The organism is Rubritalea sp. (genome assembly GCF_051252225.1).
Lineage (GTDB): Bacteria > Verrucomicrobiota > Verrucomicrobiia > Verrucomicrobiales > Akkermansiaceae > Rubritalea.
The window spans coordinates 161,827-188,346 of record NZ_JBPOGE010000003.1; the positions used below are offsets into that span (position 1 = coordinate 161,827).

Here is a 26,520-nt window from a genome sequence, read left to right on the forward strand (position 1 = left end):
TTCAATGGCTGTGACTAGAGTGTAAGGCGCAGAGAAAAACATCCACTCGCTTTTTAAATGGAATACCTATTTTCTCTAAGGATCGAGCGAGTGTATGAACATCCTCTAACACCAGTTCATTCTCTCTCACTTCAATACCCAAATGTTGGTTTCCTAAATACCAACCCAGCTTCGCGGCCATCTCCAACGACTGTGGCATCGGGATAACAATCACTCCCTCAGTAGTCTGCTGGATCTTATAACAATGGCCATCAGACCCTAATAACAATTGCCCATGCGCCGTAGCTGAAGAAAGATTATAAATCACTTCCAACTCCTCACCCACTGGCGTCCTCCAACGGCGCTTTGCCAACACATGGCGATCTAACAACAACACGCGCAATACATTTGGCTCAGGCTGCTGCCAAAGCGACTGGATCACCACTTGCTGACACTTCGAACTCACTAGAAGAGGAAGTAACGTTGGGCTAAAGGTAGTTCTTCGGCTGGTTCACAGGTGATCACCTCACCATCCACTGTGACCGTGTAGGTTTCAGGATCGATCTCTATGTCTGGCATCGCATCATTATAAATTAAATCTAACTTCGTTACCTTTCTGGTATTTTCGACAGCGACCAATCTTTTCTGTAGCGAGACACGATCTGTTAATCCATTTTCTAATGACAGCTTACTCACAAATGTCACAGATGTTTGATACTTAGCCGCTCCATGCGCTCCAAACATAGGCCTGTAATAGCATGGCTGAGGAGTTGGAATAGATGCATTAGGATCTCCCATGTTCGCCAAGGCTATCATACCACCTTTAAGAATTATTTCTGGTTTTACGCCAAAAAACATCGGTTTCCAAAGCACCATATCGGCAAGCTTCCCTACCATTAAAGAACCCACTTCATGAGCAATCCCATGAGAAATGGCAGGATTAATCGTGTACTTAGAGATATAGCGCAATGCTCTGAAGTTATCTGCAGCAGGATGCTCCTCAGATTCTAACTTACCAAACTGCACCTTCATCTTATGTGCCGTCTGCCAAGTTCGCATCACGACTTCTCCTACGCGACCCATCGCCTGACTATCAGATGAAATCATCGATATCGCTCCTCTGTCGTGCAGGATATCTTCCGCCGCTATCGTCTGAGGCCTTATACGGGACTCAGCAAATGCCACATCCTCTGGGATTTTCGAATCAAGGTGGTGACACACCATCAACATATCCAAATGTTCATCGATAGTATTTACGGTAAACGGTCTAGTAGGGTTTGTGGATGAGGGCAGTACATTAGGGTGCGAGCACACCTTCATAATATCTGGTGCATGACCACCGCCAGCCCCTTCGGAGTGGTAAGTATGGATCGTACGACCAGCAAATGCTTTGAGGGTGTCTTCAAGGTAACCAGACTCATTCAGAGTATCCGTGTGAATGGCTACCTGTACGTCCATCTCATCAGCGACGCTCAGACAGGTATCGATCGCGGCAGGAGTCGTACCCCAGTCTTCATGTAACTTCAGCCCTATCGCTCCAGCCATGATCTGCTCACGCAGTGGTTCTTTGGTCGCGCAATTCCCTTTACCAAGAAAACCCAGATTCATCGGGTAATGATCCGCAGCTTCTAACATGCGATAAATATTCCACGCACCCGGAGTGCATGTAGTTGCATTTGTCCCAGTAGCCGGCCCAGTGCCTCCACCTAACATTGTGGTGACACCACTACACAAGGCTTCGTCAATCTGCTGTGGACAGATGAAATGAATATGAGAATCCACGCCACCGGCAGTAATGATATTCCCTTCACCAGCGAGCACTTCTGTACCCGCGCCTATCACCATGGAATCAAATTCACCCGTACTCGGGTCTGCTATCACGGAGCCAATCCCATCTTGGATATCTGGGTTGCCTGCATGTCCAACACCGACAATTCTCCCAGCTTTGATACCTATATCAGCTTTCACCACGCCAAGCTCTGGATCGAGAATTGTGGCATTCGTGATGACCAAATCTAAGCATTCAGCATCGAGAGCTTGAGAGGATTGCCCCATGCCATCGCGGATTACCTTCCCTCCACCAAACTTCACTTCATTACCATAACCAGCAGCTTCAGCGATGTAGTCACGCTCGACTTCGATAAATAATTCAGTATCTCCTAGGCGAACCTTATCACCTACTGTTGGTCCAAAATGCTCCGCGTATTGTTTCCTTGTGAGTTTTAACGGCATGATTCTAGCTTTCTAACTTTCCATTCACCTTCCCCTGAAGCCCCCAGACTTCTCTACGTCCAGAAAGAGCAACAAGCTCGACCTCCTTTGAATCTCCTGGCTCGAAACGCACTGCAGTACCTGCGGGGATATTCAGACGAAAGCCTCGAGCCTTCTCTCTTTCAAATAACAAAAAATTGTTAACCTCATAAAAATGATAATGACTCCCCACCTGAATGGGCCTATCTCCAGAATTACTCACTTCTGTGACAAAAGTCTCTAGAGAGTTGTTAGCATCTAACAACTCATCTGTATCTGCACATATTATTTCTCCAGGTATCATTGTATCGGGTGATGTACGGTTACCAGCTTTGTGCCATCAGGGAAAGTAGCCTCGGCTTGGACGTCATGAATCATTTCAGCCACACCAGGCATCACATCATCGCGTGACAATATCCGAGTCCCTTCATCCATAAGCTGAGCCACAGTTTTTCCATCGCGAGCTCCTTCAAAAATTTCGTAGGTTATGATAGCTACAGCTTCTGGGTAATTTAGCTTAAGCCCACGCCCCTGACGTCTACGGGCCAAATCGGCCGCTACCACGACCATTAGTTTTTCTCGCTCTCTAGGTGTAAGATGCATGATATTTTAAACCTCTAAATACTTAGCAATCACCTCATCAGTCAACTTAGATATTTCCCCCGCTTGAACAACGGCACCTCGCTCCATGATACAAAAATAGTCTGAGCATGCCTTTGCGAAGTCCAAATACTGTTCCACTAGCAGAATACTAATACTGTGATTTTTCTTAATGTAAGTAATAGCATCCTCAATCTGATCAATGATCGATGGCTGAATCCCTTCTGTAGGTTCATCTAACAAAAGAACTTTAGGATTCGTCAGAAGTGCTCGACCAATCGCCAACTGTTGCTGTTGGCCACCTGAGAGAACCCCCCCCTTACGTCCCTTCATCTCCTGAAGCACGGGAAACAACGTGTAAACTTCATCCAGCTTTTCCCAAGCCTCCTTACCGTGAACACTCAGGCTAATCTTTAAGTTTTCCCAAACTGTGAGATTCGGGAAGATGTCACGCCCTTGCGGGACATAACCAATACCTGCACGCGAACGCTTCTCGACGGGTGATGATTGAATATCAGTACCATCGAAGCTGATCACACCACTGCTCGAAGGTGCAATTCCCATGATCGTCTTTAGAGTAGTCGTCTTCCCCACTCCATTTCTCCCCAATAAGGCGAGCACAGAGTTTTCTGGAAGCTTCAGACTGACATCACGTAAAATCCGTGACCCATCATAAAACACATTAACGTCCTTCAGCTCTAACTTAATTCCCTCAGTACTATCCATGGTTTTCTTCTAGTTATTCGTGTTTCTGTCTCCCCAAGTAAACTTCCTTCACCGTAGGGTCATTGGCCACATCCAAGAAACTCCCCTCTTTCAAAACATGCCCTTGGTGCAGCACAGTTACCTTCCGTGCAATCTGACGAATGAACTCCATGTCGTGCTCCACCACCATAATGCTGTGCTTGCCTTCTAAGCTAAGCAGTAATTCCCCCGTACGCTCAGTTTCCTCATCACTCATACCCGCCGCAGGTTCATCCACTAATAGAATCCTCGGCTTCTGGGCGAGCAACATCCCTATCTCTAGCCATTGTTTTTGACCATGCGATAACAAGCCCGCTTGATCATTCCTCATATCCTTTAAACGAATAGTCTCTAGCACTTCCTCTATCGCCTCTTTGTCCGCAGCACTTTCCTTGTAGAAGAGCGATTTAAATACAGAGCGATCATGGCTGAGTGATAGTACGATGTTTTCATACACGGTATGATGCTGATAAATACTAGGAGTTTGGAATTTCCTCGAAATCCCTAACCGATTTATTTGGTACTCTCGCAGTTTAGTCAGATCGAGATCATGTCCATCTGACTGATGATACGTGAGAGTCCCAGAATCTGGTCGAGTACGGCCTGTGATAAGATCCATGAATGTACTCTTACCCGCGCCATTTGGCCCGATAATCGTACGTAACTCACCTTCTCCTAAATAAAAATTAAGGTCGTTAATTGCTTTGAAACCATCAAAGGATTTCGTGACTGACTCGATCGATAGAACCAAGTCTGTGTCCTTATATAATGCGGAATGAGACATCAGAAAAATCGTTAGTTAGAATTACTTAGTACTGCTCCATCAGACTTATTAGATCCCTGGAAGAACTTATATTTACTCTTCAACTGAGCCCACAAGCCCACCACCCCATTCGGCATGAATAATACCACAAATAGGAAGACGAAACCTAAGATAATAAGCCAACTCTCAGGATAAACTCTCGTTGCAAAACTCTTCAAAAGGTTGATTAGAATAGCTCCAATAATCGGTCCAAACTTCGATCCTCGTCCACCAACAGCTACCCAGACGACAATATCTAAGCCTTTCGTTGGCCACATCTCGCTAGGATTAATAATCCCCGATTGTGGTACGTAGAGCGCTCCTGCAAGACCTGCGATCATCGCACTTAGCACAAAAATGAATACCTTGTAGTGAGTTGTTGAATACCCTGAGAAGCGCACCCGGTTTTCAGAATCTCTAATAGCTCTCTGCACTAAGCCAAACTTGGACTGCAGTAACCATGCGATCAGGTAATAGACTCCTATGAGAAGAATTCCAGATGCCCAGAACAACCCTCTAGAGACTCCGTCACTATTGATATCGTGACTGAAAATGAACTTAAAGTCCGTGAATCCATTATTACCGCCAAAAGTGAAGTCGTTACGAAAGAATAGCAAAGCGGCTGCATAGGTAAGCGCTTGGGTAAGGATCGAGAAATACACTCCTTTAATTCTCGAACGAAAGGCAAGAACACCAAATAAGAAGGCTACTAGGCCTGGAACCCACATCGCAGCAAAAATGGCGAACCATGGGCTATAGAAGGGCTTCCAATGTATAGGTAATTCCTTGTAACCTAGGAACACCATGAAATCTGGTAAGCTACTTTTATAAGAACCTAAGTCTCCAATCATCAACATTAGGTACATACCGAAAGCGTAGCCTCCTAAAGCAAAAAACAAACACTGACCGAGACACAAGAGCCCCGTATATCCCCACAATAAATTGAGGCTCACAGCCAGCACAGCATAACACAAATATTTTCCCCACACACTCAGCTGAAAGCTCGACACGTGGAGTGCTGAACCCTCAGGGAACATGAAGTTCAGCATCGGGAATATTATAATAAATACAGTAAGTAGACCCAGTATGATCTGCTCAACTTTATTATCGAATGGTAGTAATCTATTCATTGATCGAACTTGTAAAATTAATCGTCGAGGCTGCGGCTACGTGCAGGGAACAAGCCTCCAGGCTTAAACTGTAGGAAGATGATAATCATGAAGAGCACAGAGATCTTACCCATAACAGGTCCTAACAGCGGCTGTAGAACTTGATCCACCATGCCTATACCCATCGAGGAAATCGCAGCTCCGATCAAATTACCTACACCGCCAACCACCACGACCATGAAACTATCCACAATATAGGTCTGCCCCATTGAAGGCCCCACATTACCAATCTGTGAAATGAATGCACCAGCTAGCCCTGCTAAACCCGAACCAAACGCAAAGGTCAACATGTTCACTCGACTTGATGGCACACCAAGACTTGATGCCATCTGACGGTTCTGCATTGTTGCTCGCACATGCAAGCCCCAGTTAGTCTTACTCAATAATAAACGAGTCACTATCACCACGACAATTGCAGACGCTATCAACATAATGCGGTTGTAGGACATCAAGATACCGCCAACATTTAAGCTACCTGATAACCATTCAGGAGATGACACTGAAACGTTTGCTGCTCCAAAATACAAACGTAAAGCCTGTTGCATTATCATTGATACAGCCCACGTCGCGAGCAATGACTCCAAGGGCCTTTTATAGAGAAACTGTATCAAACCCTTCTCTAACAAGGCGCCTGCTATAGCAGTCGTTAAAAACGCAAATGGTAACGCTATAATGAAATACCATTCATACATCACAGAGTCTGCACCGTAATTCTGCACCACATAGTCTTGCACTAAGTAAACACTATAACCTCCAATGGCAATAAACTCACCATGCGCCATATTAATCACTCCCATTTGACCAAAGGTGATTGCAAGCCCATAGGACACGAGAAGCAGTACAGACCCTGTACTTAAGCCTCTAAAAAATGTCCCTACCCAGTCTAAGAGCTTCTGACGACCATCGATTTCCTTTATGGATACTGCACAAGCTTTTGCTAACTCTTGATCTTTAGATAGCACAGCCTCTTTCTGCATTGCTGCCAGTAAATCCCTGGCCATAAAGGCATGTAACTCTCCTAGCACCTTTACTGACTCTAACTTCTCCTCTTCGGTCCCATTCTTAAGTAAAGAAACTGCCACCGCTTTTTGGAAAGCCTCCTTCACTCCTGAGTTAGTCTGTTTGTCAGTTAGCTCTCTTAGAACATCTAAATAATCAGGGTTTTGACCCATCCCTAATTTTTCAGCAGAATAGATTCTTTTTGCATTATCTGGAGATTTTAAATCTAACAAGTCAACCATACGACTCAACTCCTTACGTAACTTTCGAGAAGCTCGTTGTTTTTTACTATCAGGAGCAGGCGTCACCAGTGAGGCCGTAAGTAAGTTCTCATACTGGTTCAGACCTACCTCTAAATAGACCTCTTGCTTCTCCTCAGAAGCCTGAATCTTGCCAACCCTCCAAGCTTCAACAACGTCAATAATGATTGGGTCGCCCAGCTCGTTTAGCTCTGCTAGCGCTTTAGTCTCAGCTTCTTTATCTTCAGCTAAAATGAGCTGATAAAGAGATTTTCGAGCAACCTCATCAGCATCCAAGCCCTGAGCCGCACCAATAAAGCAAAGAATTGTTATTAGAATAACAACTGGAAATTTTAGGTTAAACATTCTCATAACTAATCATTATTGGGAGAAATCCATTTTATGAGTAACTCTCGTTATAGCATAAGCATCATTCATGCCAGCTACTGAGATCATATCAGACTAACTAAAAAACCTTCACGTAACAAAAAAATAGCCCTGCTGCACTATGTGTACAACAGGGCAAGTAAAATAGCCTAACTATAGAAAGTTGTTTTGTTATGAATAACTAAACTAACGATAGACTTATTTACTAAATGTACCTTTAAGGAATGGCTCACCCTTTACATCCTTAATAGTCTCGATGATCTCAAACTGACCATCTTCAAGAGTTTCGCCCATGTAAACAGTCTTGGTAAGGTGATGATTCTTCTGTGAAGTCACCGTGCCGCCAGGTCCGTCAAAGCTAATCCCGGACTCTAACGCTTCCATGACCTTTTCAGGCTCGAAACTGCCAGCCTTCTCAACAGCGGCTTTCCAGAGATACACACCATTGTAGGAAAGAACCATAGGTGAACACGTCACGCGGTTCTCTTTAACCACACCAGTAACATCTGTCTTTCCTAACCAAGTCTGAAAGTCAGCTTTGAATTTCGCATTAGCAGGAGAATCGATAGACATGAAGTATGTCCAGCACCCCAAGTGACCAACAAGATCCTCTGCTGGTAGTGAGCGAAACTCATCTTCAGAAAGAGAGAAGGAAACCACTGGGCAATCTTCAGACTTCAAACCTGAAGCTGAAAATTCCTTAAAGAAAGGAACATTAGCGTCACCATTGATAGTATTAATCACACACGCATCGCCAGATGCGGAAAACTTACGAATATCTGCCACAATTTGCTGGAAATCACTGTGACCAAATGGGGTATAGTTACCTGCACTAATCACATTACCATCAGCATCCTCACGTAAACCACCACCGATATTTTCAACCGGAATACCTTTTGATTTCAAGTATTCAAACAAAACGAGATTCGTTGTTTGCGGATAAACATAATCAGTACCAATGAGGTAAAACTTTTTATACCCTTCATTCAGAAGGAAATCTACAGCAGGGATAGCCTGCTGATTCACTGCTTCCGCAGTATAGAAAATATTAGGAGACATTTCTTCACCCTCGTACTGCACCGGGTAGAAGAGCAACCCATTATGCTTCTCATAGACAGGAAGCACAGACTTACGAGAAACCGACGTCCAACAACCGAAAGTTACAGCAACATTATCCTGTACTAATAGCTGCTCAGCCTTCTCTGCAAACAAAGGCCAATCTGACGCCCCATCCGCAACAACAGCTTCAATCTGCTTACCAAGAACACCGCCGTTGGCATTAATTTCATCAAAAGTGAACAGCAGTACATCGCGAAGAGATGTCTCAGAAATTGCCATTGTACCACTGAGGGAATGAAGCACCCCAACTTTGACAGTATCATCGGCTTGTACCGATTGACTCGCTAGCATGGTGCTCGCACCCACCGCTAATGTTGCTTTAAACAAGCTAGATAATTTTTTCATAAGTTTTATTAAATTTAAATTTACATAAGGGATTATAATGCAGCGAAAACTAAGTAAACCCGCTCAAGAACAACAAAGTTTTCGCTGCAAAATAAAACCCCCAATGATTAGAAGTCGAGGGAGATACCAATATTTCCTGTTACGAAGGCTTCGTCAGGGTTGCTAGGCGTCACATCATCATTGGTATACCAACCAGTAACTCCACCATTGATTGCCCAACCACGACCGATTGGATAACTAGCCTGGACACCTGCACTACCATAACCAAATCCACTATCACCACCGTGGAAACCATCAGTAGGAGTGAAGCCAATAGCTACAGGGAAGGAGAGGGAGAAACTTTCAAACTCTTTGCCTGGCTCTACACCAAACACAAAGTAAACTCCGTCTTCGCCGCCACTTGCACCCTCAGTAAGCCTAAAGTGAACTAGTGCAGATGGATTAAGCCAATGGTCGTAACCATAACCGAAATCAAGAATCTGCTCAACCTCTCCACCATACACCCAAGTCTGGTACGTAAGACTCACGGAATGCGAACCAAAGCCGTAACCAAGTCCACCCCAAAAATCAATTTCCTGAACATCACCACCAATACTATCTGCGCCATAACCATTAATATCTAACCAAGTACCTATACTAAATGTTAGATCATCAGTGATTGCGTAATCTAGGTTAACCGATGGATTAAAAGTACCATCACTCCAACTTTGACCAGCACCCCACACATCTAAACCATAGGACATGAAGTGAGTGTTATAAGTTAGATCTAAGGTACCAGAAACATAACTCGCTGGTTCAACCTCAACTACCACTGGCTCAGGAGTTCCAGCTAGAGCAGATCCAGTGATCAAACTCATAGCGGCAAGTGCTGTAATATTAATATTATTCATAGTTTTGTGTATTTATCATTTTAAAGCGCTATGGCGCGCTATGTAACCAACGCTCTGAAAGCAACAGGTGTGCCAACATTATTTATTCCATAATTTATTATGAATTAGTTTCATTCATTGATATGTGTAAATTATATTCATAATCATCAAAACTCCTCACTACTCAGTAAACCAACTGCTTTACGTGCCCTTAATATCCACCTATCTTAGTGACATGTTTCGTATAGGACTCCTACAACTCCTGCTCCTACTATGCTCAGCGGTCGCTCTTCTACTGAGTTCCTGCTCATCACAGATCAAAGCAGATAGCACTCATCTCTCCCACAGCTTCGCCCACGGCAAGACAGTTTACATAGGTCCCGATGGCAAAGCACACGCCCCCCCAAAGGCCCCTAAAAGCGTTCATAAAATGATCGCTGCAGCGAACAGCCTAGTCGGCAAACCCTACAAATACGGGGGCGGGCACCGAAGCTACAATGACTCGGGCTACGATTGCTCCGGAGCCGTCTCCTACATTCTCCATAAAGGAGGAAAGCTCAATGGTCGACCGCTCGTCTCTCAGGAGTTTTTTGATTACGGAAAAAAAGGCTACGGCGATCACGTTACTATTTACGTTCGTAAAGGCCACGTCTTCATGGAAATTTGTGGTCTCCGCTTTGATACTGGGGGCACATGGAATTCTACAGGACCACGCTGGAAGCCCGAGCGCCGAGGACTCAAAGGCTACTATGTCCGCCATCCACGTGGCCTCTAAACTACTGTTAGCCGAAAGCTGCAAAAAATCCTCGCACCTATGACACTTGTCAGTATGGATGCTCATCTAAGCATTTCATACTATGAGCATTTTCGATAAAACAGAATTCAGTGACGAAGTAGAAGTCCTCGTCGATAACCTTGAACAAGAATCTAACGAGCGCGACCTCACCCGCGAAGAACGTGCACTCATCGACATTCTCGATACTGTCAAACTTATCGAAGAAGGTGAAGGACTCAACGAATTCTGGCTAAGTTCAGTCGACCACAGTCGTGTCATCAACTCCTTTGAACTCATCGGCGCATCCACTATTGTTGACACGTTCAACTCTAGCCAGTGGTGCCAGGCAGCCTCTGAAGATCGCAGTCAATATACCGACACTGAGCTCAACTACCTCTCCGGCATCGAAGAAGAATACTTCGAAGCACTCACAGACCTCACAGATCTAGTAGAAGCATTCATCGAAGACGAGCTCGACGCCTAACTGACTCTTAATCAAAATCAATAGCGACCCCTTTGGCTGAACAAAATCGACGAAATTGCTCTTGCAGCTGATCCGGTGTCCTGCCACGCAGTAGATATTTCCGAGCCTCTTTCTCCTGCTTACCTTGCTGGAGAGCCTTAACGTATGCCTTCATGCCAGCGGCATCACCATTGCCATCTTCATGGTAGAAGAAATAAGTCAATAACAGCGAAACAGCATAGTTCTGATTGGCTTGTATTCCAGCAAACCTCCGATAGCTCAGATCCATAAATTCCTCCAGCGACATCATCTCAACTCTCCCTCCAAGCCGGCGACCAGAACCATCAGGCAGTCCATCCTTTGAGCGCACGTAACTAAACACTCGCGTCTTTCCATTCACTACATGATACGCGCCATGTGTGTATCGCGTGGACGCCACATACTCAGCGCTCCCCTCAATATACCACGCAGGAAAACTAGTCCCACTTGTAAGCTGGTGTTGTAACTCATGAGACAACACTTTGTTAGATTTATCGCGAACAAACACCCATTTGCCGCTTCGATTCTCTAGTCCTAAAACTTGTAGCGGCACCATCACCGTCTGTGATCGTATGAGAAATACCCCAGCTGAGCCAGCTGGGCCACCAGCCCTCACATAGTTTTTGTAACTCCCAAACAGATAGATCTTAAACTTTTCATCTTTCTCTAAATAACGCCCTGAAGCATTTAGAGGCAGCTCCATCACAAACTTATAGGTTGTCTCGAACAATACAGCAAAGCGCTGAACCACCTTCGGCTCCAGTTTAGAGTCTGAGACAAACCTATAGTGAGCACTCTCGTAAACGTAATGGCCTTTTTTAAACTCCTCATACTTCGTTTTTATGTCGATACGACTTGGCGCATACACTGTGCGCGGCCATGACGAACTAAAGCCCGCACCTGACGTGTCTATCCAGCTAGCATAATTACTCGTCCCCCCTTTCTTGCGAATCCAGCCATTTACATAGACTAAACTTGGGGGCTCTAATTTATTGAAAGCTACTTTGTAAGTCACTCCGTTCTCACCAACTATGTAAACTTCCTTATCCACTACATAGCGCAAACTGCCTTTCAACTCGCGCCCCCCTTTCATCGAAAAAGTGTACATAGAGAAACTACTAGTCAAAGACAGCAGCCATACGACTAAAACAGAAAACCAACGGAGCATAGCGCAAACTAACAACTAGCCACCACAACTCAAGATCAAGACTCTTTTAATATCTCCAACCAGCAGCCAGTTGTTTAAGCATACGAGGAAAAATGATCAGATGAAATGGATACGTACACGCCCAGTAAAGCCTACCAAATAAACCTCGAGGCCGAAACACTGCTCGCTGCTTCAAACTATCTTTAGTCACAATAAACTCCAACCAGGCCTCACCTGGGAGCTTCATTTCAGCATAGAGGATCAATCTACCTGCATCCTTATCTGCTACGACCACTCGCCAAAAGTCCAATGCATCGCCAGTGCGTAACTTCCATTGATCACGCCGACCTCTACGCATTCCTGAGCCCCCCATTAACTTATCAAGTATCCCGCGCAAGTGCCACGCCCAGTCCATACTCGGCCAGCCACGCTCCCCACCAATACTCCAAACTGCTTGGATGACATCCTCTCGATGTGCCATTATCTCACCTTCACGCTTATCTTGGAGAACCCCATGCTCCGGCACCTTCACATTACTAATATGCCGAGCATCAAATTTACCTGAAGCCATCGAATCATACCAAACCGAAGGCACACGGTTCTGAGCCACCCGCGAGAGCGCTAACTCAATAGCCTCATCATAGGACAATAAACTTTGCGGGATGATGCCTTCTATCTCGTGGTCTTCGCATGTCGTCTGTATATGAAGGGACCCCACTAATGCGCGAGCCAAGGGAAAGCTAGTCGCCGTCATAAAATACAGCCAATACGCCGACAACTTAGGACTTAGAAATGGCACAGGAAGCACAATCCGCCATAACCCGCGTACGCGAGCATAACCTTGGAGCATTTGCTGATAAGTCAGCACCTCTGGCCCCCCGATATCAAATGACCTCCCAGCACATTCCTCACGTATCCCACGATCAATCACTCCTAACAGGTAATTAACCACATTACGAATTGCAACCGGCTGGCATTTCGTCCGTGTCCACTTCGGCGTCGACATCACAGGAAGCTTCTCCACCAAGTCACGGATAATCTCAAATGATGCACTCCCTGAACCCACAATAATAGAAGCACGAAGCGTCGTTAGATCTATACCGGAGGCTGAAAGAATATCTGCCACAGCCATGCGCGATGAAAGATGCTCTGAAAGCTTTTCACCTCTCGGAGCAATCCCACCCAAATACACTATTTGCTGACAACCTGACTCGCTCAACCACCCAATAAAATTCTCAGCGCACTCACGCTCGCGTTCCGCGAAATGGCTCCCAGCCCCCATCGAATGCAAAAGATAGTACGCACTCTCCACACCTTCTAGAACTTCTATTTCTGGCAAACTTTCAGGCTTAAGAAAGTCCCCCTCTATCAACGTAAGCATACTATTCCACGCCTCAAAATCCTTCATTGGAAAGCGTGAGATATTACGAACTTGGGCCACTACTTCATAGCCAGCATCTAACAGTGACGGGATCAGCCGCAGACCTATATACCCATTTGCCCCTGTCACTAGTACTTTCACACCTAACACTCTAGCACAGTTAATGCCGTTTACTGTATTTGTTATTAATTATATATTGTTTATTTAAAATGCGGTAGAACACTTGAAAATTTCCACTTCCGTACGACATTGGCAAATGGCGGCAAAAAAAACGGCGAAGAAGAAGCAAGCAGCGCGAAAGATACCCACAGCTGAAAGCATAGAGGGATTTTATTGGGACCACACACTCACCGAAGGTGAACGACCAAAATCTGTCTATGCTTTCTGTAAGAAATTTGACCTCACTGAGGGTGAATTCCACACACGCTATAGCTCCTTCGAATCACTTGAAGCACGCTACTGGCAATCTACTGTCGACGACACAGTCGCAGTTCTGATAGCTGACGACGACTATGCAGAGTATTCTACACATCAGAAGTTACTCGCCTTCTATTACACTTTTTTCAGCCACATCCAAAACCATCGGTCACGTATCACCGAGTGCTTTCCACACCTCCAGCAACTAACTCCAAGCTCGCTCAAAGGAATGCGTGCATCATTTACCTCATGGGCCGATGAGCTGATACAAGAGGGCATTGCCAACGGTGAAATCGCTGATCGTAAAAAACTCAATGAACTCTATGCAAAAGGTCTGTTCGAGCAACTTCGATTCTTGATCGACTACTACCGTAAAGACACCAGTGAAAGCTTCCAAGATACTGATGCTCTCATCGAAAAGTCCGTTCGCTTCTTCGTCGATAGCGCGCACTCAGGCGTCCTCGACTCAGCCCTCGACCTCGCTCGCTTCATGCTGCGCCGCATCCAACTCTAACATAACATGAAAGAGCAAACCTCTATCCCGAAACACAAATTCGGACGCGCCGCTTCACTCACCGCTGCTGGAGCACGTGTAGGCATGAACTACCTCAAGTTCGCTGGAAAAAGAGCAATCACCGGCAAGGAAACCAAGGGCGAATTTCACGAAGCCACCGCGGCCGAAGCCTTTGGAACTTTCAGCAAGCTGAAAGGCGGCCCCTTAAAGCTCGCACAAATGCTCAGCATGGATCGAAACCTCCTCCCTGAGCCCTACGTCCGTGAGTTTTCGAAAGCTCAATACTCAGCCCCACCACTTTCCTACCCGCTAGTAGCAAAAACATTCCAAACGGAACTCGGCAAAACACCCGACAAGCTATTCGACAATTTTAGTAAAACAGCCGTCGCCGGAGCATCTATCGGCCAAGTCCATAAAGCAGATAGCAACGATCACGAATACGCTATCAAGGTCCAATATCCAGGTATCGCTGATAGTATACACTCAGACCTAGCCATCGTGAAACCACTGGCCATGCGTCTATTCAAGTTGAATGCCGCTTCGATCAACCCCTACCTCAAAGAAGTCGAAGAAAGACTCACCGAGGAGACCGACTACCTTCTCGAGCTCCGGCGCTCTCAAGAACTCGCTGAACAATCAAAACATATTACTGGCATCCGCTTCCCAAACTTCCATCCAGAATTAAGCACCCGCCGCATTCTAACAATGGACTGGGTGCCTGGTGAAGTTCTCGATAAATTCTTCGAGCGTAATACCGACCAAGCTCTCGCCAACCAGATCGGCCAATCACTCTGGGATTTCTACCACCACCAAGTACACGAACTCCGCGTCTTTCACGCCGACCCTCACCCAGGAAACTTTAAAGTCCATAAAAATGAACTTTGGGTTCTCGACTTCGGTTGCGTCAAAGAACTCCCCGACACATTTTACAAACAATACTTTAGCCTCATGGCACCGGAGATCTTCAATGACCCTAAGAAGTTTCAAGAACTTCTCTACGAGATCGGCCTCCTTTTACCCAATGACTCCCCCTCAGCAGTGAAGAAACTCACTGGCATTTTCCATGAATCCGTCGACTTACTCTCACGCCCATTCCAGCACGAAGAATTCGACTTTGGTGACGAGTCATACTTCCGTGAGCTTGCTGATTTTGGTGATCGCACACGTGACGACAAAGAACTCCAAGCACTTAATTCAGCTCGAGGAGATGCTGATGCGCTCTATTTGAACCGCACCTACTTTGGCCTCTACAATCTAGCTGGGGCCCTCAAAGCCAAAGTCAAAACCACTCGACCCGCACTCTAAAACCCAGTCAACACTGTTTTGCCGCGTGAGGTTCCGCTTTCGATTTTAGCGTGAACTTCACGTAGAGTTGCCGCATCAATCTTTCCCGCCACCTCAGTGGCTGTAGAGCGAATTTTGCCACTATTAACGAGCTTGGAGACCTCGTTGAGGATCTTACTTTGCTCCTCCATGTCTGGAGTTTCGAATAATGACCGCGTAAACATCAGCTCCCAGTGAAGCGAAATTGCCTTCTTCTTGAATGGCATAATCGAGAGATCACCTGGGTCATCGATCAATCCAAAGCGCCCTTGTGGAGCGATCAGTTCAATGATCCCATCAAGATTCTTATCCGTCTGGTTAGTAGAGAATACAAAACCCGGAGCTCCTAGACCAAGCGCCTCAATCTGAGCCGGCAATGGTTCACGGTGGTTGATGACATGATGCGCCCCACACTCACGCACCCATTCCTGGGTTTCTGGACGTGATGCTGTAGCGACCACGGTTAGGTTAGTCAGCGCCCGTAGTAATTGGATAGCAATAGAGCCGACACCTCCGGCCCCACCAATGATAAGGATTACTCCTGCCCCATCTGCAGTGGGACAGTCCACCTTCAAGCGATCGAATAACATTTCCCACGCCGTTAATGAGGTGAGCGGAAGCGCAGCAGCCTCTGGATATCCTATAGAAATCGGCATATGCCCTACAATACGCTCGTCCACCAAATGAAATTCACTGTTCGTACCCTGACGAACCAAGGAGCCAGCATAGAAAACAGGGTCTCCTACTTTGAAGGTTTTAACGCTATCACCCACCTCAACAACCACTCCCGCAGCATCAAACCCCAAAACAGCGTAGGTATCGCCATCAAACGGTGGCCGCACATTGCGCAATTTAGCATCAACAGGGTTTACTGACACGGCCTCCACTTTAACTAATATATCACGCCCCACAGGCTGAGGCTTTTCAAGAATAACATCGAGCAATGCATCACTGCAGTCGACCGAACCAGGAACTTTATAAGCTACAGCTTTCATAGATCCAGAAGCTTACACAAAAGCCCCTTCCCTGCAAATTATTCGAACACACCCCACTCTCACCGAGTTGATATTCACTATATCTCATGTATTTTTCCTGAAAGTTTTTAAATAACTAGCGGGATTCAAAATCAAAACACTGAAACACACACCATTATTTCAAAAAAACACAGTCTAAATAAGTGAGGGCTTTGCGTGAACAAGCGGAGTTGCCCAATGAGAATTCACAGTCACATTCGGGATACTTGCAAAAAACAAACTCCATTATCGGCTCAAACCAGAATGCTCCAGAAAAAATAATACTCCTACATCGAAAAGGGGCTTCAATTTCAACAGTGTAGCTCGCTGCAACTTTGATGCGCTGCTGCTAACCAAATACGGTGATACTACCATGCCACAAGCCTATAGATTCCGTCTATTTATCTCACTGCTGGTTCAGCTATTTCAAGCTTCTTGCCAACCTCTATCTATTGTTAGCCATTTCACGTCCAGTTGACCTCTTTTCGTTCGGGCCTTTATTCAGTTCAAGTCTTCCTTTATCACAGTTTTAAAAGACACCAAGTCTTCTGGCTCGCACTTTAACTACTACGCCTTCGGTCGACTTATGCATTAGCTCTCACACACCTCTCGATGCAAGTAGTTACTTAGTTGACCCCAACGCTGATCTCCCAGAGTAATCCACACTTACCTCCACAACTCATCCGTGCAACAAATACGCAAACACCTTCCGTGCTGATTTTGGGTTTTCAGCTTCCTTCAGCCAACACCTCCCGGTAGGTAACCTTGCCGTTCAGCTAGTGATTCTCTCTGCCGTGCCCACAAGGGACTTTAACCCTCAAGTGCGCCCTGTCGGGCACACGCAAAAAAAATCGGCCTTAGGAAAACCTAAGACCGATTGGAAAATATATTAGCTGATTCGCTTAAGCTTCTACTGGAGCAACGTTAACGCGGCTGCCATCTTTGTCGAAGTAAACAGAACCGTCTACATATGCATGAACTGTATGGTCCTTGCCGAGGTAAACATTCTTGCCTGGCTTCCACTTAGTGCCACGCTGACGGATAATGATGTTACCTGCTGTAACAACTTCGCCACCGAATTTCTTAACGCCAAGACGCTTACTGCGTGAATCGCGACCGTTCTTAACGGAACCTTGTCCTTTTTTATGAGCCATGGTGAGTGATTGTGTTAATGGTTAATTAAGAGATTAAGCAACGCTTACGATCTCGAGCTTAGTGAGGTGACGACGGTAACCTTTTGTCTTGTGGTAGCCTTGACGACGCTTAAATTTGAAAGCGATGCCTTTTTTACCGCGAAACTGGTCAACGACCTTCGCTTTGACTGTTGCACCTTCAACTACTGGAGCGCCAACTGTTGTGTTGCTGCCGTCGTTAACGAGGAGAACTTCGTCAAAAGAAATTTCGGAATCAACTGTTGCGTCGAGTTTCTCGACGTCGATTTGATCACCTGCTTGTACGCGGTACTGTTTACCGCCTGTTTTGAAAACTGCGTATGCCATGGTCTGACAGAAGTTAATGGTTAAAAATGGTACGCCAACACAAGGGTTGTGTCGGACTGGGCGCGGAATTGACCATAAATCGTTCTTTTTCGCAAGATTTTTTTTGAACTTATCTCAATAAAATTCAAAAACTTATTTATGCAACAGTATTTCCCAGTCGAAATCGACTCTCCAGAAGCAATGAAAGACTTCGGTTCCCATATTTCTAGGAAACTAGCTAGTGGAGACGTCCTAGCCCTCATTGGTGACCTAGGTGCTGGGAAAACTCACCTCACCCAAGGAATCGCTCAAGCCCTCGGCAGAGAAGAGGCTGTCACCAGCCCCACCTTTGCTCTGGTCAATGAATACACGGACTGCTCACCCGAACTCATCCATTTCGACTGGTACCGCATGGAAACTCCAGAAGAGCTACTCGCTATCGGCTGGGAGGATTATCTCGAGCGGGAAGCGATCCTTGTCATCGAGTGGCCAGACCGTTTTCCGGAAATGATTCCCACCGGCACCCATTGTATACATATAGAGCACATCAATGGTGGACGAAGACTCAGCTACGCTCTCGCCTAATGTTTCACTAAGATCAAGATATTTCAGACTCATTGACCATCTCAACCTCATTATTTCGACAGAGTTTTCACCTAAAATTCACTAGTTAGGAAAGAGTTAGATATTCAGCATGGAAATACAGTTTACAGCCTCTCCACATCAACTTTATCATACACTCAATGAAGCAAAGCACGATCATCGTTAGGTTCGCAAACCCTGAGCATAAAGCAGACTTCCTTAAAGACATCAAAGTCGAGGAGTCATCCATTTTCCTTAATGAAGAGAACGTGGTACAGCTTCCGCTCTACTTCACTGCTGAAGCTGAAGATCACAATCTTGTGGTCAGCGTAGAAGACGGCGACCCCGTAGAAGTCGAAGACGAAGATTTCGACCTCGATCTGGACGATCTCTAATCCACAAGCTCCCCTTTCTATTACAAGTTCAAGCCTAAGCTCCTCGTGCTCCCTGCACTAGGAGCTTTTTTATGAGAGCGTCCCCAGCCTATTCACAAATCGTCTATAGAAATCCACTTGCATCCTCCCTCTCGCCCAATACACTGCATCTCAAGACAGGGGAGCCGCCGAGGCTGAGAATATGCACCACCGCACATGACCCTTCGAACCTGCTACGGCTAACACCGGCGAAGGGAGTCGCATTTCATCCTAGATGACGAAATACGCCTGTCCGCCGTTCGCTGCGCCGACAGGCTTTTTTATTTCGCTCGCAAAACTAACAACTTCACACGTTCAACTTCTAAGTCCACACTCCGACCATGATCTCTCCAGACGAATCCACGCCTACACCTGAGAACTCCTCAGCACGTGCCGACTACACCGGTAACTTCATCGAAAACATCGACAACTCCGAGGAACTCGCAGCACTCGAGAAAGATCCTACCATTTTCCCGAACTCCACCCGCGTCTATATCGCTGGCGAGCTTCACCCAACTGTCCAAGTCCCTATGCGTGAAATCCGCCTTTCCGACACCGAGCACCCAAATGGTCGTGTTGAGAAAAATGCACCAATCCGCGTTTACGACTGTGCCGGTCCATGGGGTGATCCAGATTTCAATGGCAACCCACGCGAAGGTCTCCCAGCACTCCGCCGTGATTGGATTCTTGGCCGCGGTGACGTAGAAGAATACGAAGGCCGTGACGTCACTCCATCCGACAACGGTTACCTATCCGACAAGCACGCGGAAAAATATAACGAGGGCAAAGCCTCCAAGAACAAGCTTAAGGAATACCCAGGTCTCAAGCGTCAACCTCTCAAAGCATCCGCCGGTCATCCTGTGACTCAAAAATGGTACGCTGACCAAGGCATCATCACGCCTGAAATGGAATTCATCGCGATTCGCGAAAACATGGGCCGCGTGGAAGAATTTAAGACAGTCAACGACCGCTACCCAACACTCGACGAACTCCCAGACGATGCATCCGATGCAATCAAGGAGTTAATCAAAAGCAAATCGCACACACCAGAAGGCTACAACATGCCTCGTCCATCTGAGATCGACCCATTCAAGCAGGTATCCCGCAATCGCATGGACCACCAGCATCCAGGTCAATCCTTTGGCGCTGAGCTTCCAAAACTCATCACAGCTGAATTCGTCCGTTCAGAAGTGGCTCGCGGTCGCGCGATCATCCCAGTGAATATCAATCACCCAGAAATCGAGCCAATGATCATTGGCCGTAATTTCCTCATCAAAATCAACGCTAACATCGGTAACTCTGCTGTAGCTTCTACTATCGATGAAGAAGTCGAAAAAATGCGCTGGGCTACTAAATGGGGCGCTGACACCGTAATGGACCTTTCCACCGGTAAGAACATCCACGCCACCCGCGAATGGATACTCCGCAACTCACCAGTGCCCATCGGCACCGTCCCAATCTACCAAGCACTCGAGAAGGTGAACGGTAAGATCGAAGACCTCACATGGGAACTCTTCCGCGACACACTTATTGAGCAAGCAGAACAAGGGGTTGATTACTTCACCATCCACGCAGCAGTTCTCCTCCGCTTCGTCCCCCACACAGCGCGCCGTATGACCGGCATCGTCTCACGTGGTGGCTCGATCATGGCAAAATGGACGCTCGCGCATCAGAAAGAAAACTTCCTCTACACCCACTGGGATGACATCTGCGACATTTGTGCCGCCTACGATGTTTCCTTCTCTATCGGTGACGGCCTCCGCCCAGGCTCCATCGCGGATGCCAATGACTACGCCCAGCTTGCGGAACTTGAAATCCAAGGCGAACTCACCACTCGCGCATGGGCAAAAAGTTGCCAAGTCATGAACGAAGGCCCTGGCCACGTTCCTCTTCACCTTATTAAGGAAAACATGGAGAAGCAAATCGAGTGGTGCCACGAGGCTCCATTCTACACGCTTGGACCGCTCACTACAGACATCGCTCCTGGATACGATCACATCACTTCAGGCATCGGTGCTGCAAACATCGGTTGGTACGGCTGCGCAATGCTTTGCTACGTGACTCCAAAAGAACACCTCGGTCTCCCAAACAGAGACGACGTGCGCGAAGGCGTGATCACCTACAAGCTCGCGGCACACGCTGGCGATCTAGCTAAAGGTCACCCAGCAGCTCAGGAACGCGACAACGCGATCTCTAAAGCTCGTTTCGAATTCCGCTGGCGCGACCAGTTCGCCCTCGGACTCGACCCAGCTCGTGCCATCGAGTACCACGACGAGACACTCCCAGCAGAAGGCGCCAAAACCGCCCATTTCTGCTCGATGTGTGGCCCGACTTTCTGCTCAATGAAGATCACAGCCGACGTCCGCAAGTACGCCGAAGACAATGGCTTCACCGAAGAAGCAATCGAAGAAAAAGGTCTCGAAAAAGCCACGGCTGAACTCACAGGCCAAAGCTAACGCGACCTTTTTTAAACATTCATCCCTAGCAAAAATGCCCTTAAGCGCTTCATGCACTTAGGGGTATTTTTATTTAACAGATCAACCCATTCACTTGAAACCATTAAAACTCTCACTTGACTAAAATCACCTGATTGAATATACTATCTCACATGAAAGAGAGCATCGTTCATACTTTCCTCCCAAAGCTAGAAACACACCCTCCTGTTCTTAATGAGTCAGCAGTAGCCTACGGCTCAGAAAAAACATTGGTGGAACGGCTTCGTGAAGGTCTCCCAATGACTGAGTTTCATGCTCTTCAGGAACTGCTCAAGTTACCTGAAGAAGAACTAGGCCGCAGCCTAGGGATCTCACCAGCCACTCTACACCGTCGAAAGAAAATTGGCCGCCTAGAAACTCCAGAGAGTGAGCGCATCATTCGCCTAGCTCGTCTCTTTGGTCTCACTATGGAGGCGCTAGAGACTCCAGCAGCCACACGTGAATGGCTCAAAGCCAAGAACCCTGGCACCGCTGGAGAGAGCCCACTCACCTACGCTGACACAGAATACGGAGCGCGTGAAGTAGAGAACCTACTCGGACAAATTGACCATGGAGTATTCAGCTGAGCCTCAAGCTGATGACGCGTTCATCTATGCTTACCGTATCGTCGCTCCACGCTGGGCGCACGATGCATTTTCTGGCGCAGGCGCTAAAAAATATGGCGGCCGCTGGAACTCGCCCGGACAACCCGTGATTTATCTTGGCGGCAGTCGGGCTCTAGCTGCACTCGAAATGCTAGTCCACCTCACCACTCCATTGGCCCGACGGAAAATTTACAAGCTCATCCAAGTCGCCATTCCAAAGGACTGCGTCGCTCATTACCCTATTTCAGCACTACCTAAGAACTGGCGCGAATCCCCTGCGCCACGTAGCTCTCAAGAAATCGGTGACGACTGGCTCTCTGCAAACAGTCAACTCGCGCTGGCGCTCCCCTCCGTTCTCATTCCGGAGGAAACGAACATCATCCTTAACCCTCTTCACCCGGATATTAAAAGAATCGTGGCCGAAACAGCTAATGATTTTCACTTCGACTCACGACTCTATTAATTAAGCGTTACTCACTTCATTTCAGGTCAAAGCGATCAAGCTCCATGACCTTGACCCAAGCTGCTGCGAAATCCTCTACGAACTTCTGCTTCGAGTCATCCGTCGCATAAACCTCAGCTAAAGCACGGAGTTCGGAGTTTGATCCAAAAATGAGGTCAACCCGTGACGCAGTCCACTTCGCTTCACCGCTCTTTCTATCACAGCCTTCAAAGAGTAATTGATTCTCATCTAGTGCCGTCCACTTGGTAGACATATCTAGCAGGTTTACAAAGAAGTCATTGCTCAACACTTGTGGACTCTCAGTGAAGACCCCCATATGCGTCTGACCGTAATTAGTATCTAACACACGCAAACCACCGACGAGCACAGTCAATTCTGGCGGGGTGAGCGTCAGCAGTTGTGCTCGGTCCACCAACATTTCCTCTGAAGAAACAGCGAACTTAGCGCGTTGGTAATTAATAAAACCATCAGCATCTGGCTCTAACCAGGCAAAGGAATCCACTTCCGTTTGCTCTTGGCTAGCATCAGTTCTTCCAGCTAAAAATGGCAGTTCGATAGGGAAACCTGCGGCCTTCGCTGCCTTCTCGACTGCGGCATTCCCAGCTAACACAATCAAATCAGCCAAAGAAACTTTCTTACCATCTGACTGGGCGTCATTGTATTCATCCTGAATCGTTTCCAACTTAGCCAACACTGTCGCTAATTGTTCAGGCTGATTCACGGTCCAATCCTTCTGCGGACTGAGTCGAATACGTGCGCCATTCACACCACCACGCATATCAGATCCTCTATAAGTAGAAGCTGCCGACCACGCCGTACTTACTAGTTGAGAAACCGATAAACCTGACGCCAACACAGATCTCTTTAATTCGGTTACATCCGCAACCTCCACTAAAGGATGATCTACTGCAGGAACAGGATCCTGCCAAATGAGCTCCTCAGCTGGGACTTCATTTCCTAAATAGCGCGAACGCGGGCCCATATCACGGTGTGTGAGTTTGAACCACGCTCTTGAAAACGCTTCAGCAAATGCATCAGGGTCTTGATGGAAACGACGAGAAATCTTTTCGTACTCCGGATCAAAACGTAGCGCTAAGTCCGTAGTCAGCATGGTCGGCGCATGTCGCTTAGTGGAGTCATGAGCGTCAGGGACGCTATCAGCACCTGCTCCATCTTTCGGTATCCACTGGTGAGCTCCCGCGGGGCTCTTTGTTAGCTCCCATTCGTAACCGAAGAGATTCCAGAAGAAGTTATTACTCCATCTAGTCGGCGTACTTGTCCAAGTCACTTCAAGGCCGCTAGTGATTGCGTCACCACCTTTACCTGTGCCGAAGGAACTCGCCCAACCAAGACCTTGCTCTTCTATCCCTGCCGCTTCTGGCTCAGGGCCTACATGCTCAGCATCGCCAGCACCGTGCGTCTTACCAAAGGTATGACCGCCCGCGATCAATGCCACTGTTTCCTCATCGTTCATCGCCATCCGAGCAAAAGTATCACGAATATCTTTAGCCGCAGCCACAGGATCAGGTACTCCGTTAGGACCTTCTGGGTTCACATAAATCAATCCCATCTGCACTGCCGCGAGTGGATTCTCTAAATCCTCATGATCGCCTTCATAACGCTCGTCCGCCAACCACTCCTTTTCATTGCCCCAATAAATATCTTTTTCAGGCTCCCAAATATCTTCACGTCCACCCGCAAACCCGAAGGTCTTGAACCCCATCGACTCCAAAGCCACGTTTCCTGTCAAAATCATTAAATCAGCCCAAGAAATTTTCCGGCCATACTTCTGCTTTATCGGCCAAAGTAAACGACGTGCTTTATCCAAGCTCACATTATCTGGCCAGCTATTGAGCGGCGCAAAACGTTGATTACCAGTTCCACCACCACCGCGACCATCACTCACACGGTAAGTTCCAGCACTGTGCCAAGCCATACGAATAAATAGTGGACCGTAATGGCCGAAATCAGCCGGCCACCAGTCTTGAGAATCTGTCATCAGATCACAGAGGTCTTGCTTCACTGCAGCCAGATCTAACTGCTTAAACTCTTCAGCATAATCAAAGCCCAGCCCCATTGGGTCAGATTTCTGAGAGTGTTGCCGGAGAAGATCCACTCTCAGATGATTCGGCCACCAATCTTTGTTCGCAGTACCACCTCCTGCACTCTCCTTTGTTTTCGTATCCGGCTGACTTTGATGAAATGGACACTTGCTGATATCGCTCATAATCTTGTTTTCTGAATTAAATTACCTCTAACAAAAATACACCTGTTAGAGTCCTATACAATTACAGCATACAGAAAGATCAAACAATGGAATTCACGCCACATGATAAGCATAAGCAACGCTAATACGACAAACAACTTCTCAGCCCTAGAGCTGAACACAAAAAAGCGGTAAGGGACAAAATCCACTTACCGCTCTTCCTCTTCATTTAAAGTTAGCTACTCAGTAACACTTGGCCCCATCGTACTCTGGGAGCTGCTCGTTCCTTCGGTTTTTGGCGGAGCTTGGTTATCTGTTTTCTCTATCTCGATTCCTTCAGCAGCAGCGAAATCCGCCAGCGCCATTTCAGCTAGCGCATCTTGCTCACTCTGCTTCATATTAATGTCAGTAAGATCCATGCTATCTTTGGCGACGCGAGCGCGCCCAGCAGCCTTCGTCCGCTCATCTTCCACAATCTCACTCAAACGATTTAAATTATCACCCGATCCACCAATTTCATTGATCATACCTGATGCCATTTCATTAAGTTCAGCAACCGCTTTCTTGACCTTCATGTCATCGATTCCGCGGCGGAGTTCCTCGATCTTTGTACGCGCTTCCTTCACAGACACATCACGAGCACGAATCAGTTCCTTATAATGCTTCTCGGCATCTTCTAACTGCACCTTCACCTCGTCATGCTCACCATCCACTTTTTTAAGTTTCATAGCAAACTCACCAGCCAGTTGTCGATTACCTGCTCTAAGGTTTGCAGTAGTCTTAGCGCGGAGCTCATTTTCTTCTTTATCAAGTTTCTTTACTTGAGAAATGAGCTTCTCTACAAGGCCTGCATGGGTCGCTAAACCCTGATTAAATTGGGCTATCTGCTTGCGAAGGTTTTCCTTCTCCACGTCTAACAAAGCCTCTGGGCTGCGCTTTTCTAGACCACCAACAAAGAGGCCAAAAAAGCCTTTAATAAGATTTCCGAGTCGTTTAAACATACACTATAAAGTTGTTAGCACACACTCTGCGTAAATCTCCCTCTTACCGCAAGTATAAGAAATTGGAGTTTTTGGAACCAAGTCCAATTAACCGCTTAGAAACGACTATAATCTGAGTGATCAGGAAGACGACGAAACAGTATCACATGCTCTCTTCCTTCTCGCCCTTCATAAAAACGTGAGGGTTCACGCTCCCACTCTAACGAAAATCGTAAGCTGAAAAACTTTATGATTTCTTCTCTAGTAGCACCAAAGGGCGGGCCTCCATTGGGCGACACATCTGGGTTCGTGAAAAAGACACCGAGCAATGCTGTATTCGGTTTTAAAACACTCCACATTTGCTCCACATACTGAGAGCGAAAACTGGGGTCTAGAGCACAAAAGCAAGTATGCTCCCAGACTAGATCAAAATCGCCTATAAGCTCCTTTGATAGCTTAAATATATCCCCGACCTCATACTTCAGATCGACATCCCCAGACACAGCCTCTCGAGCACGCTCTATCGCCATAGGCGCAATATCAAACCCAAGCACAGTACTTCCTGTCTCAGCCAACGCAAGTGCATCATAGCCTAATCCACAACCAGGAACAAAAATACGTCTTAATGACCCAAAACATAGAGGCTTCAGCTCAATCAATTCACTGAGCACGGGTGTGACAGCCCCCTTATCCCAAGGAGTGTCGCCTGTTTGGTATCTCGATTGCCAATCCACCAGACAACCCG

At 46.9% G+C, this 26,520-nt stretch carries 27 protein-coding genes and 1 riboswitch; of the genes, 9 read left to right on the forward strand and 18 right to left on the reverse strand.

Going from position 1 to position 26,520, the window contains the following annotated elements:
• Nucleotide 1: 1 nt before the first annotated feature.
• The 10 genes from ACSHX2_RS04815 to ACSHX2_RS04860 all read right to left on the reverse strand — a co-directional run bounded on the left by ACSHX2_RS04815 (nucleotide 2) and on the right by ACSHX2_RS04860 (nucleotide 9,523).
• Nucleotides 2-445 carry an urease accessory protein UreE gene (locus ACSHX2_RS04815; protein ID WP_435691123.1) on the reverse strand — a complete coding sequence of 148 codons (444 nt, stop codon included), beginning with the start codon at nucleotides 443-445 and terminating at the stop codon, nucleotides 2-4.
• On the reverse strand, nucleotides 445-2,211 hold the full coding sequence (locus ACSHX2_RS04820) for an urease subunit alpha (RefSeq protein WP_435691125.1): 1,767 nt from the start codon (nucleotides 2,209-2,211) through the stop codon (nucleotides 445-447). Before ACSHX2_RS04820 ends, ACSHX2_RS04815 begins: the two co-directional genes overlap by 1 nt.
• Nucleotides 2,212-2,215: 4 nt before the next feature.
• Entirely contained in the window at nucleotides 2,216-2,533 is a 318-nt protein-coding gene (locus ACSHX2_RS04825; protein WP_435691127.1) for an urease subunit beta, read from the reverse strand.
• Nucleotides 2,530-2,832, reverse strand: coding sequence for an urease subunit gamma (locus ACSHX2_RS04830; protein WP_435691129.1), 303 nt, complete (start codon nucleotides 2,830-2,832; stop codon nucleotides 2,530-2,532). The genes ACSHX2_RS04825 and ACSHX2_RS04830 overlap by 4 nt, the downstream gene beginning before the upstream one ends.
• A gap of 6 nt (nucleotides 2,833-2,838) precedes the next feature.
• On the reverse strand, nucleotides 2,839-3,555 hold the full coding sequence (urtE, locus tag ACSHX2_RS04835; RefSeq protein ID WP_435691131.1) for an urea ABC transporter ATP-binding subunit UrtE: 717 nt from the start codon (nucleotides 3,553-3,555) through the stop codon (nucleotides 2,839-2,841).
• 13 nt (nucleotides 3,556-3,568) lie between these two features.
• Entirely contained in the window at nucleotides 3,569-4,357 is a 789-nt protein-coding gene (gene urtD, locus ACSHX2_RS04840) for an urea ABC transporter ATP-binding protein UrtD (RefSeq protein WP_435691133.1), read from the reverse strand.
• An 11-nt stretch (nucleotides 4,358-4,368) separates the two neighbouring features.
• Complete coding sequence (urtC, locus tag ACSHX2_RS04845; RefSeq protein ID WP_435691135.1) at nucleotides 4,369-5,505, reverse strand: urea ABC transporter permease subunit UrtC; 1,137 nt, start codon at nucleotides 5,503-5,505, stop codon at nucleotides 4,369-4,371.
• A 17-nt stretch (nucleotides 5,506-5,522) separates the two neighbouring features.
• On the reverse strand, nucleotides 5,523-7,148 hold the full coding sequence (gene urtB, locus ACSHX2_RS04850; protein WP_435691136.1) for an urea ABC transporter permease subunit UrtB: 1,626 nt from the start codon (nucleotides 7,146-7,148) through the stop codon (nucleotides 5,523-5,525).
• Between the two features lie 219 nt (nucleotides 7,149-7,367).
• Complete coding sequence (gene urtA / locus ACSHX2_RS04855; protein ID WP_435691138.1) at nucleotides 7,368-8,633, reverse strand: urea ABC transporter substrate-binding protein; 1,266 nt, start codon at nucleotides 8,631-8,633, stop codon at nucleotides 7,368-7,370.
• Between the two features lie 107 nt (nucleotides 8,634-8,740).
• Nucleotides 8,741-9,523: a hypothetical protein gene (locus tag ACSHX2_RS04860; protein ID WP_435691140.1), complete on the reverse strand. Its 783-nt coding sequence runs from the start codon at nucleotides 9,521-9,523 to the stop codon at nucleotides 8,741-8,743.
• Nucleotides 9,524-9,737: 214 nt separating this feature from the next.
• On the opposite strand from ACSHX2_RS04860, the gene ACSHX2_RS04865 reads away from it, so the two are divergent.
• On the forward strand, nucleotides 9,738-10,277 hold the full coding sequence (locus tag ACSHX2_RS04865; RefSeq protein WP_435691141.1) for a peptidoglycan endopeptidase: 540 nt from the start codon (nucleotides 9,738-9,740) through the stop codon (nucleotides 10,275-10,277).
• An 82-nt stretch (nucleotides 10,278-10,359) separates the two neighbouring features.
• A complete protein-coding gene (locus ACSHX2_RS04870) occupies nucleotides 10,360-10,761 on the forward strand; it encodes a hypothetical protein (RefSeq protein WP_435691143.1) in 402 nt (133 codons plus the stop codon).
• Nucleotides 10,762-10,768: 7 nt separating this feature from the next.
• On the opposite strand, the gene ACSHX2_RS04875 is transcribed toward ACSHX2_RS04870, so the two are convergent.
• Together ACSHX2_RS04875 and ACSHX2_RS04880 are read right to left on the reverse strand one after the other, a co-directional pair.
• A complete protein-coding gene (locus ACSHX2_RS04875) occupies nucleotides 10,769-11,887 on the reverse strand; it encodes a hypothetical protein (RefSeq protein ID WP_435691145.1) in 1,119 nt (372 codons plus the stop codon).
• A gap of 106 nt (nucleotides 11,888-11,993) precedes the next feature.
• The gene (locus ACSHX2_RS04880; protein ID WP_435691147.1) at nucleotides 11,994-13,448 is read right to left on the reverse strand and encodes an SDR family oxidoreductase; all 1,455 of its coding nucleotides are present in this window, start codon (nucleotides 13,446-13,448) and stop codon (nucleotides 11,994-11,996) included.
• Nucleotides 13,449-13,563: 115 nt separating this feature from the next.
• On the opposite strand from ACSHX2_RS04880, the gene ACSHX2_RS04885 reads away from it, so the two are divergent.
• Together ACSHX2_RS04885 and ACSHX2_RS04890 are read left to right on the forward strand one after the other, a co-directional pair.
• Complete coding sequence (locus tag ACSHX2_RS04885) at nucleotides 13,564-14,238, forward strand: TetR family transcriptional regulator C-terminal domain-containing protein (RefSeq protein WP_435691148.1); 675 nt, start codon at nucleotides 13,564-13,566, stop codon at nucleotides 14,236-14,238.
• 6 nt (nucleotides 14,239-14,244) lie between these two features.
• Nucleotides 14,245-15,543 carry an ABC1 kinase family protein gene (locus ACSHX2_RS04890; protein WP_435691150.1) on the forward strand — a complete coding sequence of 433 codons (1,299 nt, stop codon included), beginning with the start codon at nucleotides 14,245-14,247 and terminating at the stop codon, nucleotides 15,541-15,543.
• On the opposite strand, the gene ACSHX2_RS04895 is transcribed toward ACSHX2_RS04890, so the two are convergent.
• The 3 genes from ACSHX2_RS04895 to rplU all read right to left on the reverse strand — a co-directional run bounded on the left by ACSHX2_RS04895 (nucleotide 15,540) and on the right by rplU (nucleotide 18,073).
• On the reverse strand, nucleotides 15,540-16,556 hold the full coding sequence (locus ACSHX2_RS04895; RefSeq protein WP_435691152.1) for a zinc-binding alcohol dehydrogenase family protein: 1,017 nt from the start codon (nucleotides 16,554-16,556) through the stop codon (nucleotides 15,540-15,542). The two genes, ACSHX2_RS04890 and ACSHX2_RS04895, sit on opposite strands and share 4 nt — an antisense overlap.
• A 920-nt stretch (nucleotides 16,557-17,476) precedes the next feature.
• Entirely contained in the window at nucleotides 17,477-17,728 is a 252-nt protein-coding gene (gene rpmA, locus ACSHX2_RS04900; RefSeq protein ID WP_435691154.1) for a 50S ribosomal protein L27, read from the reverse strand.
• A gap of 33 nt (nucleotides 17,729-17,761) precedes the next feature.
• A complete protein-coding gene (gene rplU, locus ACSHX2_RS04905; protein ID WP_435691156.1) occupies nucleotides 17,762-18,073 on the reverse strand; it encodes a 50S ribosomal protein L21 in 312 nt (103 codons plus the stop codon).
• Nucleotides 18,074-18,211: 138 nt separating this feature from the next.
• Between rplU and tsaE the strand changes: the two genes are divergently transcribed.
• The 5 genes from tsaE (at nucleotide 18,212) to ACSHX2_RS04930 (ending at nucleotide 22,589) form a co-directional block, all read left to right on the forward strand.
• The gene (tsaE, locus tag ACSHX2_RS04910) at nucleotides 18,212-18,637 is read left to right on the forward strand and encodes a tRNA (adenosine(37)-N6)-threonylcarbamoyltransferase complex ATPase subunit type 1 TsaE (RefSeq protein WP_435691158.1); all 426 of its coding nucleotides are present in this window, start codon (nucleotides 18,212-18,214) and stop codon (nucleotides 18,635-18,637) included.
• Nucleotides 18,638-18,795: 158 nt separating this feature from the next.
• Nucleotides 18,796-19,029 carry a hypothetical protein gene (locus ACSHX2_RS04915; protein ID WP_435691160.1) on the forward strand — a complete coding sequence of 78 codons (234 nt, stop codon included), beginning with the start codon at nucleotides 18,796-18,798 and terminating at the stop codon, nucleotides 19,027-19,029.
• A 147-nt stretch (nucleotides 19,030-19,176) separates the two neighbouring features.
• A riboswitch (TPP riboswitch) is annotated at nucleotides 19,177-19,282 on the forward strand.
• A gap of 106 nt (nucleotides 19,283-19,388) precedes the next feature.
• A complete protein-coding gene (thiC, locus tag ACSHX2_RS04920; RefSeq protein ID WP_435691162.1) occupies nucleotides 19,389-21,503 on the forward strand; it encodes a phosphomethylpyrimidine synthase ThiC in 2,115 nt (704 codons plus the stop codon).
• Nucleotides 21,504-21,655: 152 nt separating this feature from the next.
• Nucleotides 21,656-22,108: a type II RES/Xre toxin-antitoxin system antitoxin gene (parS, locus tag ACSHX2_RS04925; RefSeq protein ID WP_435691164.1), complete on the forward strand. Its 453-nt coding sequence runs from the start codon at nucleotides 21,656-21,658 to the stop codon at nucleotides 22,106-22,108.
• Nucleotides 22,092-22,589: an RES family NAD+ phosphorylase gene (locus tag ACSHX2_RS04930; protein WP_435691165.1), complete on the forward strand. Its 498-nt coding sequence runs from the start codon at nucleotides 22,092-22,094 to the stop codon at nucleotides 22,587-22,589. Before parS ends, ACSHX2_RS04930 begins: the two co-directional genes overlap by 17 nt.
• A 16-nt stretch (nucleotides 22,590-22,605) precedes the next feature.
• On the opposite strand, the gene katG is transcribed toward ACSHX2_RS04930, so the two are convergent.
• From katG to ACSHX2_RS04945, 3 genes are all read right to left on the reverse strand, one after another.
• Entirely contained in the window at nucleotides 22,606-24,816 is a 2,211-nt protein-coding gene (katG, locus tag ACSHX2_RS04935) for a catalase/peroxidase HPI (protein ID WP_435691167.1), read from the reverse strand.
• A 218-nt stretch (nucleotides 24,817-25,034) separates the two neighbouring features.
• Complete coding sequence (locus tag ACSHX2_RS04940; RefSeq protein ID WP_435691169.1) at nucleotides 25,035-25,796, reverse strand: PspA/IM30 family protein; 762 nt, start codon at nucleotides 25,794-25,796, stop codon at nucleotides 25,035-25,037.
• 95 nt (nucleotides 25,797-25,891) lie between these two features.
• The gene (locus ACSHX2_RS04945; protein WP_435691171.1) at nucleotides 25,892-26,509 is read right to left on the reverse strand and encodes a methyltransferase domain-containing protein; all 618 of its coding nucleotides are present in this window, start codon (nucleotides 26,507-26,509) and stop codon (nucleotides 25,892-25,894) included.
• Nucleotides 26,510-26,520: the final 11 nt, after the last annotated feature.

What these genes read in the sequence shown, in the direction of transcription:
- ACSHX2_RS04820 (WP_435691125.1), bottom strand. Translation starts at nt 2,211, where the DNA reads ATGCCGTTAAAACTCACAAGGAAACAATACGCGGAGCATTTTGGACCA.
- ACSHX2_RS04825 (WP_435691127.1), bottom strand. Translation starts at nt 2,533, where the DNA reads ATGATACCTGGAGAAATAATATGTGCAGATACAGATGAGTTGTTAGAT.
- ACSHX2_RS04830 (WP_435691129.1), bottom strand. Translation starts at nt 2,832, where the DNA reads ATGCATCTTACACCTAGAGAGCGAGAAAAACTAATGGTCGTGGTAGCG.
- urtE (WP_435691131.1), bottom strand. Translation starts at nt 3,555, where the DNA reads ATGGATAGTACTGAGGGAATTAAGTTAGAGCTGAAGGACGTTAATGTG.
- urtD (WP_435691133.1), bottom strand. Translation starts at nt 4,357, where the DNA reads ATGTCTCATTCCGCATTATATAAGGACACAGACTTGGTTCTATCGATC.
- urtC (WP_435691135.1), bottom strand. Translation starts at nt 5,505, where the DNA reads ATGAATAGATTACTACCATTCGATAATAAAGTTGAGCAGATCATACTG.
- urtB (WP_435691136.1), bottom strand. Translation starts at nt 7,148, where the DNA reads ATGTTTAACCTAAAATTTCCAGTTGTTATTCTAATAACAATTCTTTGC.
- urtA (WP_435691138.1), bottom strand. Translation starts at nt 8,633, where the DNA reads ATGAAAAAATTATCTAGCTTGTTTAAAGCAACATTAGCGGTGGGTGCG.
- ACSHX2_RS04860 (WP_435691140.1), bottom strand. Translation starts at nt 9,523, where the DNA reads ATGAATAATATTAATATTACAGCACTTGCCGCTATGAGTTTGATCACT.
- ACSHX2_RS04865 (WP_435691141.1), top strand. Translation starts at nt 9,738, where the DNA reads ATGTTTCGTATAGGACTCCTACAACTCCTGCTCCTACTATGCTCAGCG.
- ACSHX2_RS04870 (WP_435691143.1), top strand. Translation starts at nt 10,360, where the DNA reads ATGAGCATTTTCGATAAAACAGAATTCAGTGACGAAGTAGAAGTCCTC.
- ACSHX2_RS04875 (WP_435691145.1), bottom strand. Translation starts at nt 11,887, where the DNA reads ATGTACACTTTTTCGATGAAAGGGGGGCGCGAGTTGAAAGGCAGTTTG.
- ACSHX2_RS04885 (WP_435691148.1), top strand. Translation starts at nt 13,564, where the DNA reads ATGGCGGCAAAAAAAACGGCGAAGAAGAAGCAAGCAGCGCGAAAGATA.
- ACSHX2_RS04890 (WP_435691150.1), top strand. Translation starts at nt 14,245, where the DNA reads ATGAAAGAGCAAACCTCTATCCCGAAACACAAATTCGGACGCGCCGCT.
- ACSHX2_RS04895 (WP_435691152.1), bottom strand. Translation starts at nt 16,556, where the DNA reads ATGAAAGCTGTAGCTTATAAAGTTCCTGGTTCGGTCGACTGCAGTGAT.
- rpmA (WP_435691154.1), bottom strand. Translation starts at nt 17,728, where the DNA reads ATGGCTCATAAAAAAGGACAAGGTTCCGTTAAGAACGGTCGCGATTCA.
- rplU (WP_435691156.1), bottom strand. Translation starts at nt 18,073, where the DNA reads ATGGCATACGCAGTTTTCAAAACAGGCGGTAAACAGTACCGCGTACAA.
- tsaE (WP_435691158.1), top strand. Translation starts at nt 18,212, where the DNA reads ATGCAACAGTATTTCCCAGTCGAAATCGACTCTCCAGAAGCAATGAAA.
- ACSHX2_RS04915 (WP_435691160.1), top strand. Translation starts at nt 18,796, where the DNA reads ATGAAGCAAAGCACGATCATCGTTAGGTTCGCAAACCCTGAGCATAAA.
- thiC (WP_435691162.1), top strand. Translation starts at nt 19,389, where the DNA reads ATGATCTCTCCAGACGAATCCACGCCTACACCTGAGAACTCCTCAGCA.
- parS (WP_435691164.1), top strand. Translation starts at nt 21,656, where the DNA reads ATGAAAGAGAGCATCGTTCATACTTTCCTCCCAAAGCTAGAAACACAC.
- ACSHX2_RS04930 (WP_435691165.1), top strand. Translation starts at nt 22,092, where the DNA reads ATGGAGTATTCAGCTGAGCCTCAAGCTGATGACGCGTTCATCTATGCT.
- katG (WP_435691167.1), bottom strand. Translation starts at nt 24,816, where the DNA reads ATGAGCGATATCAGCAAGTGTCCATTTCATCAAAGTCAGCCGGATACG.
- ACSHX2_RS04940 (WP_435691169.1), bottom strand. Translation starts at nt 25,796, where the DNA reads ATGTTTAAACGACTCGGAAATCTTATTAAAGGCTTTTTTGGCCTCTTT.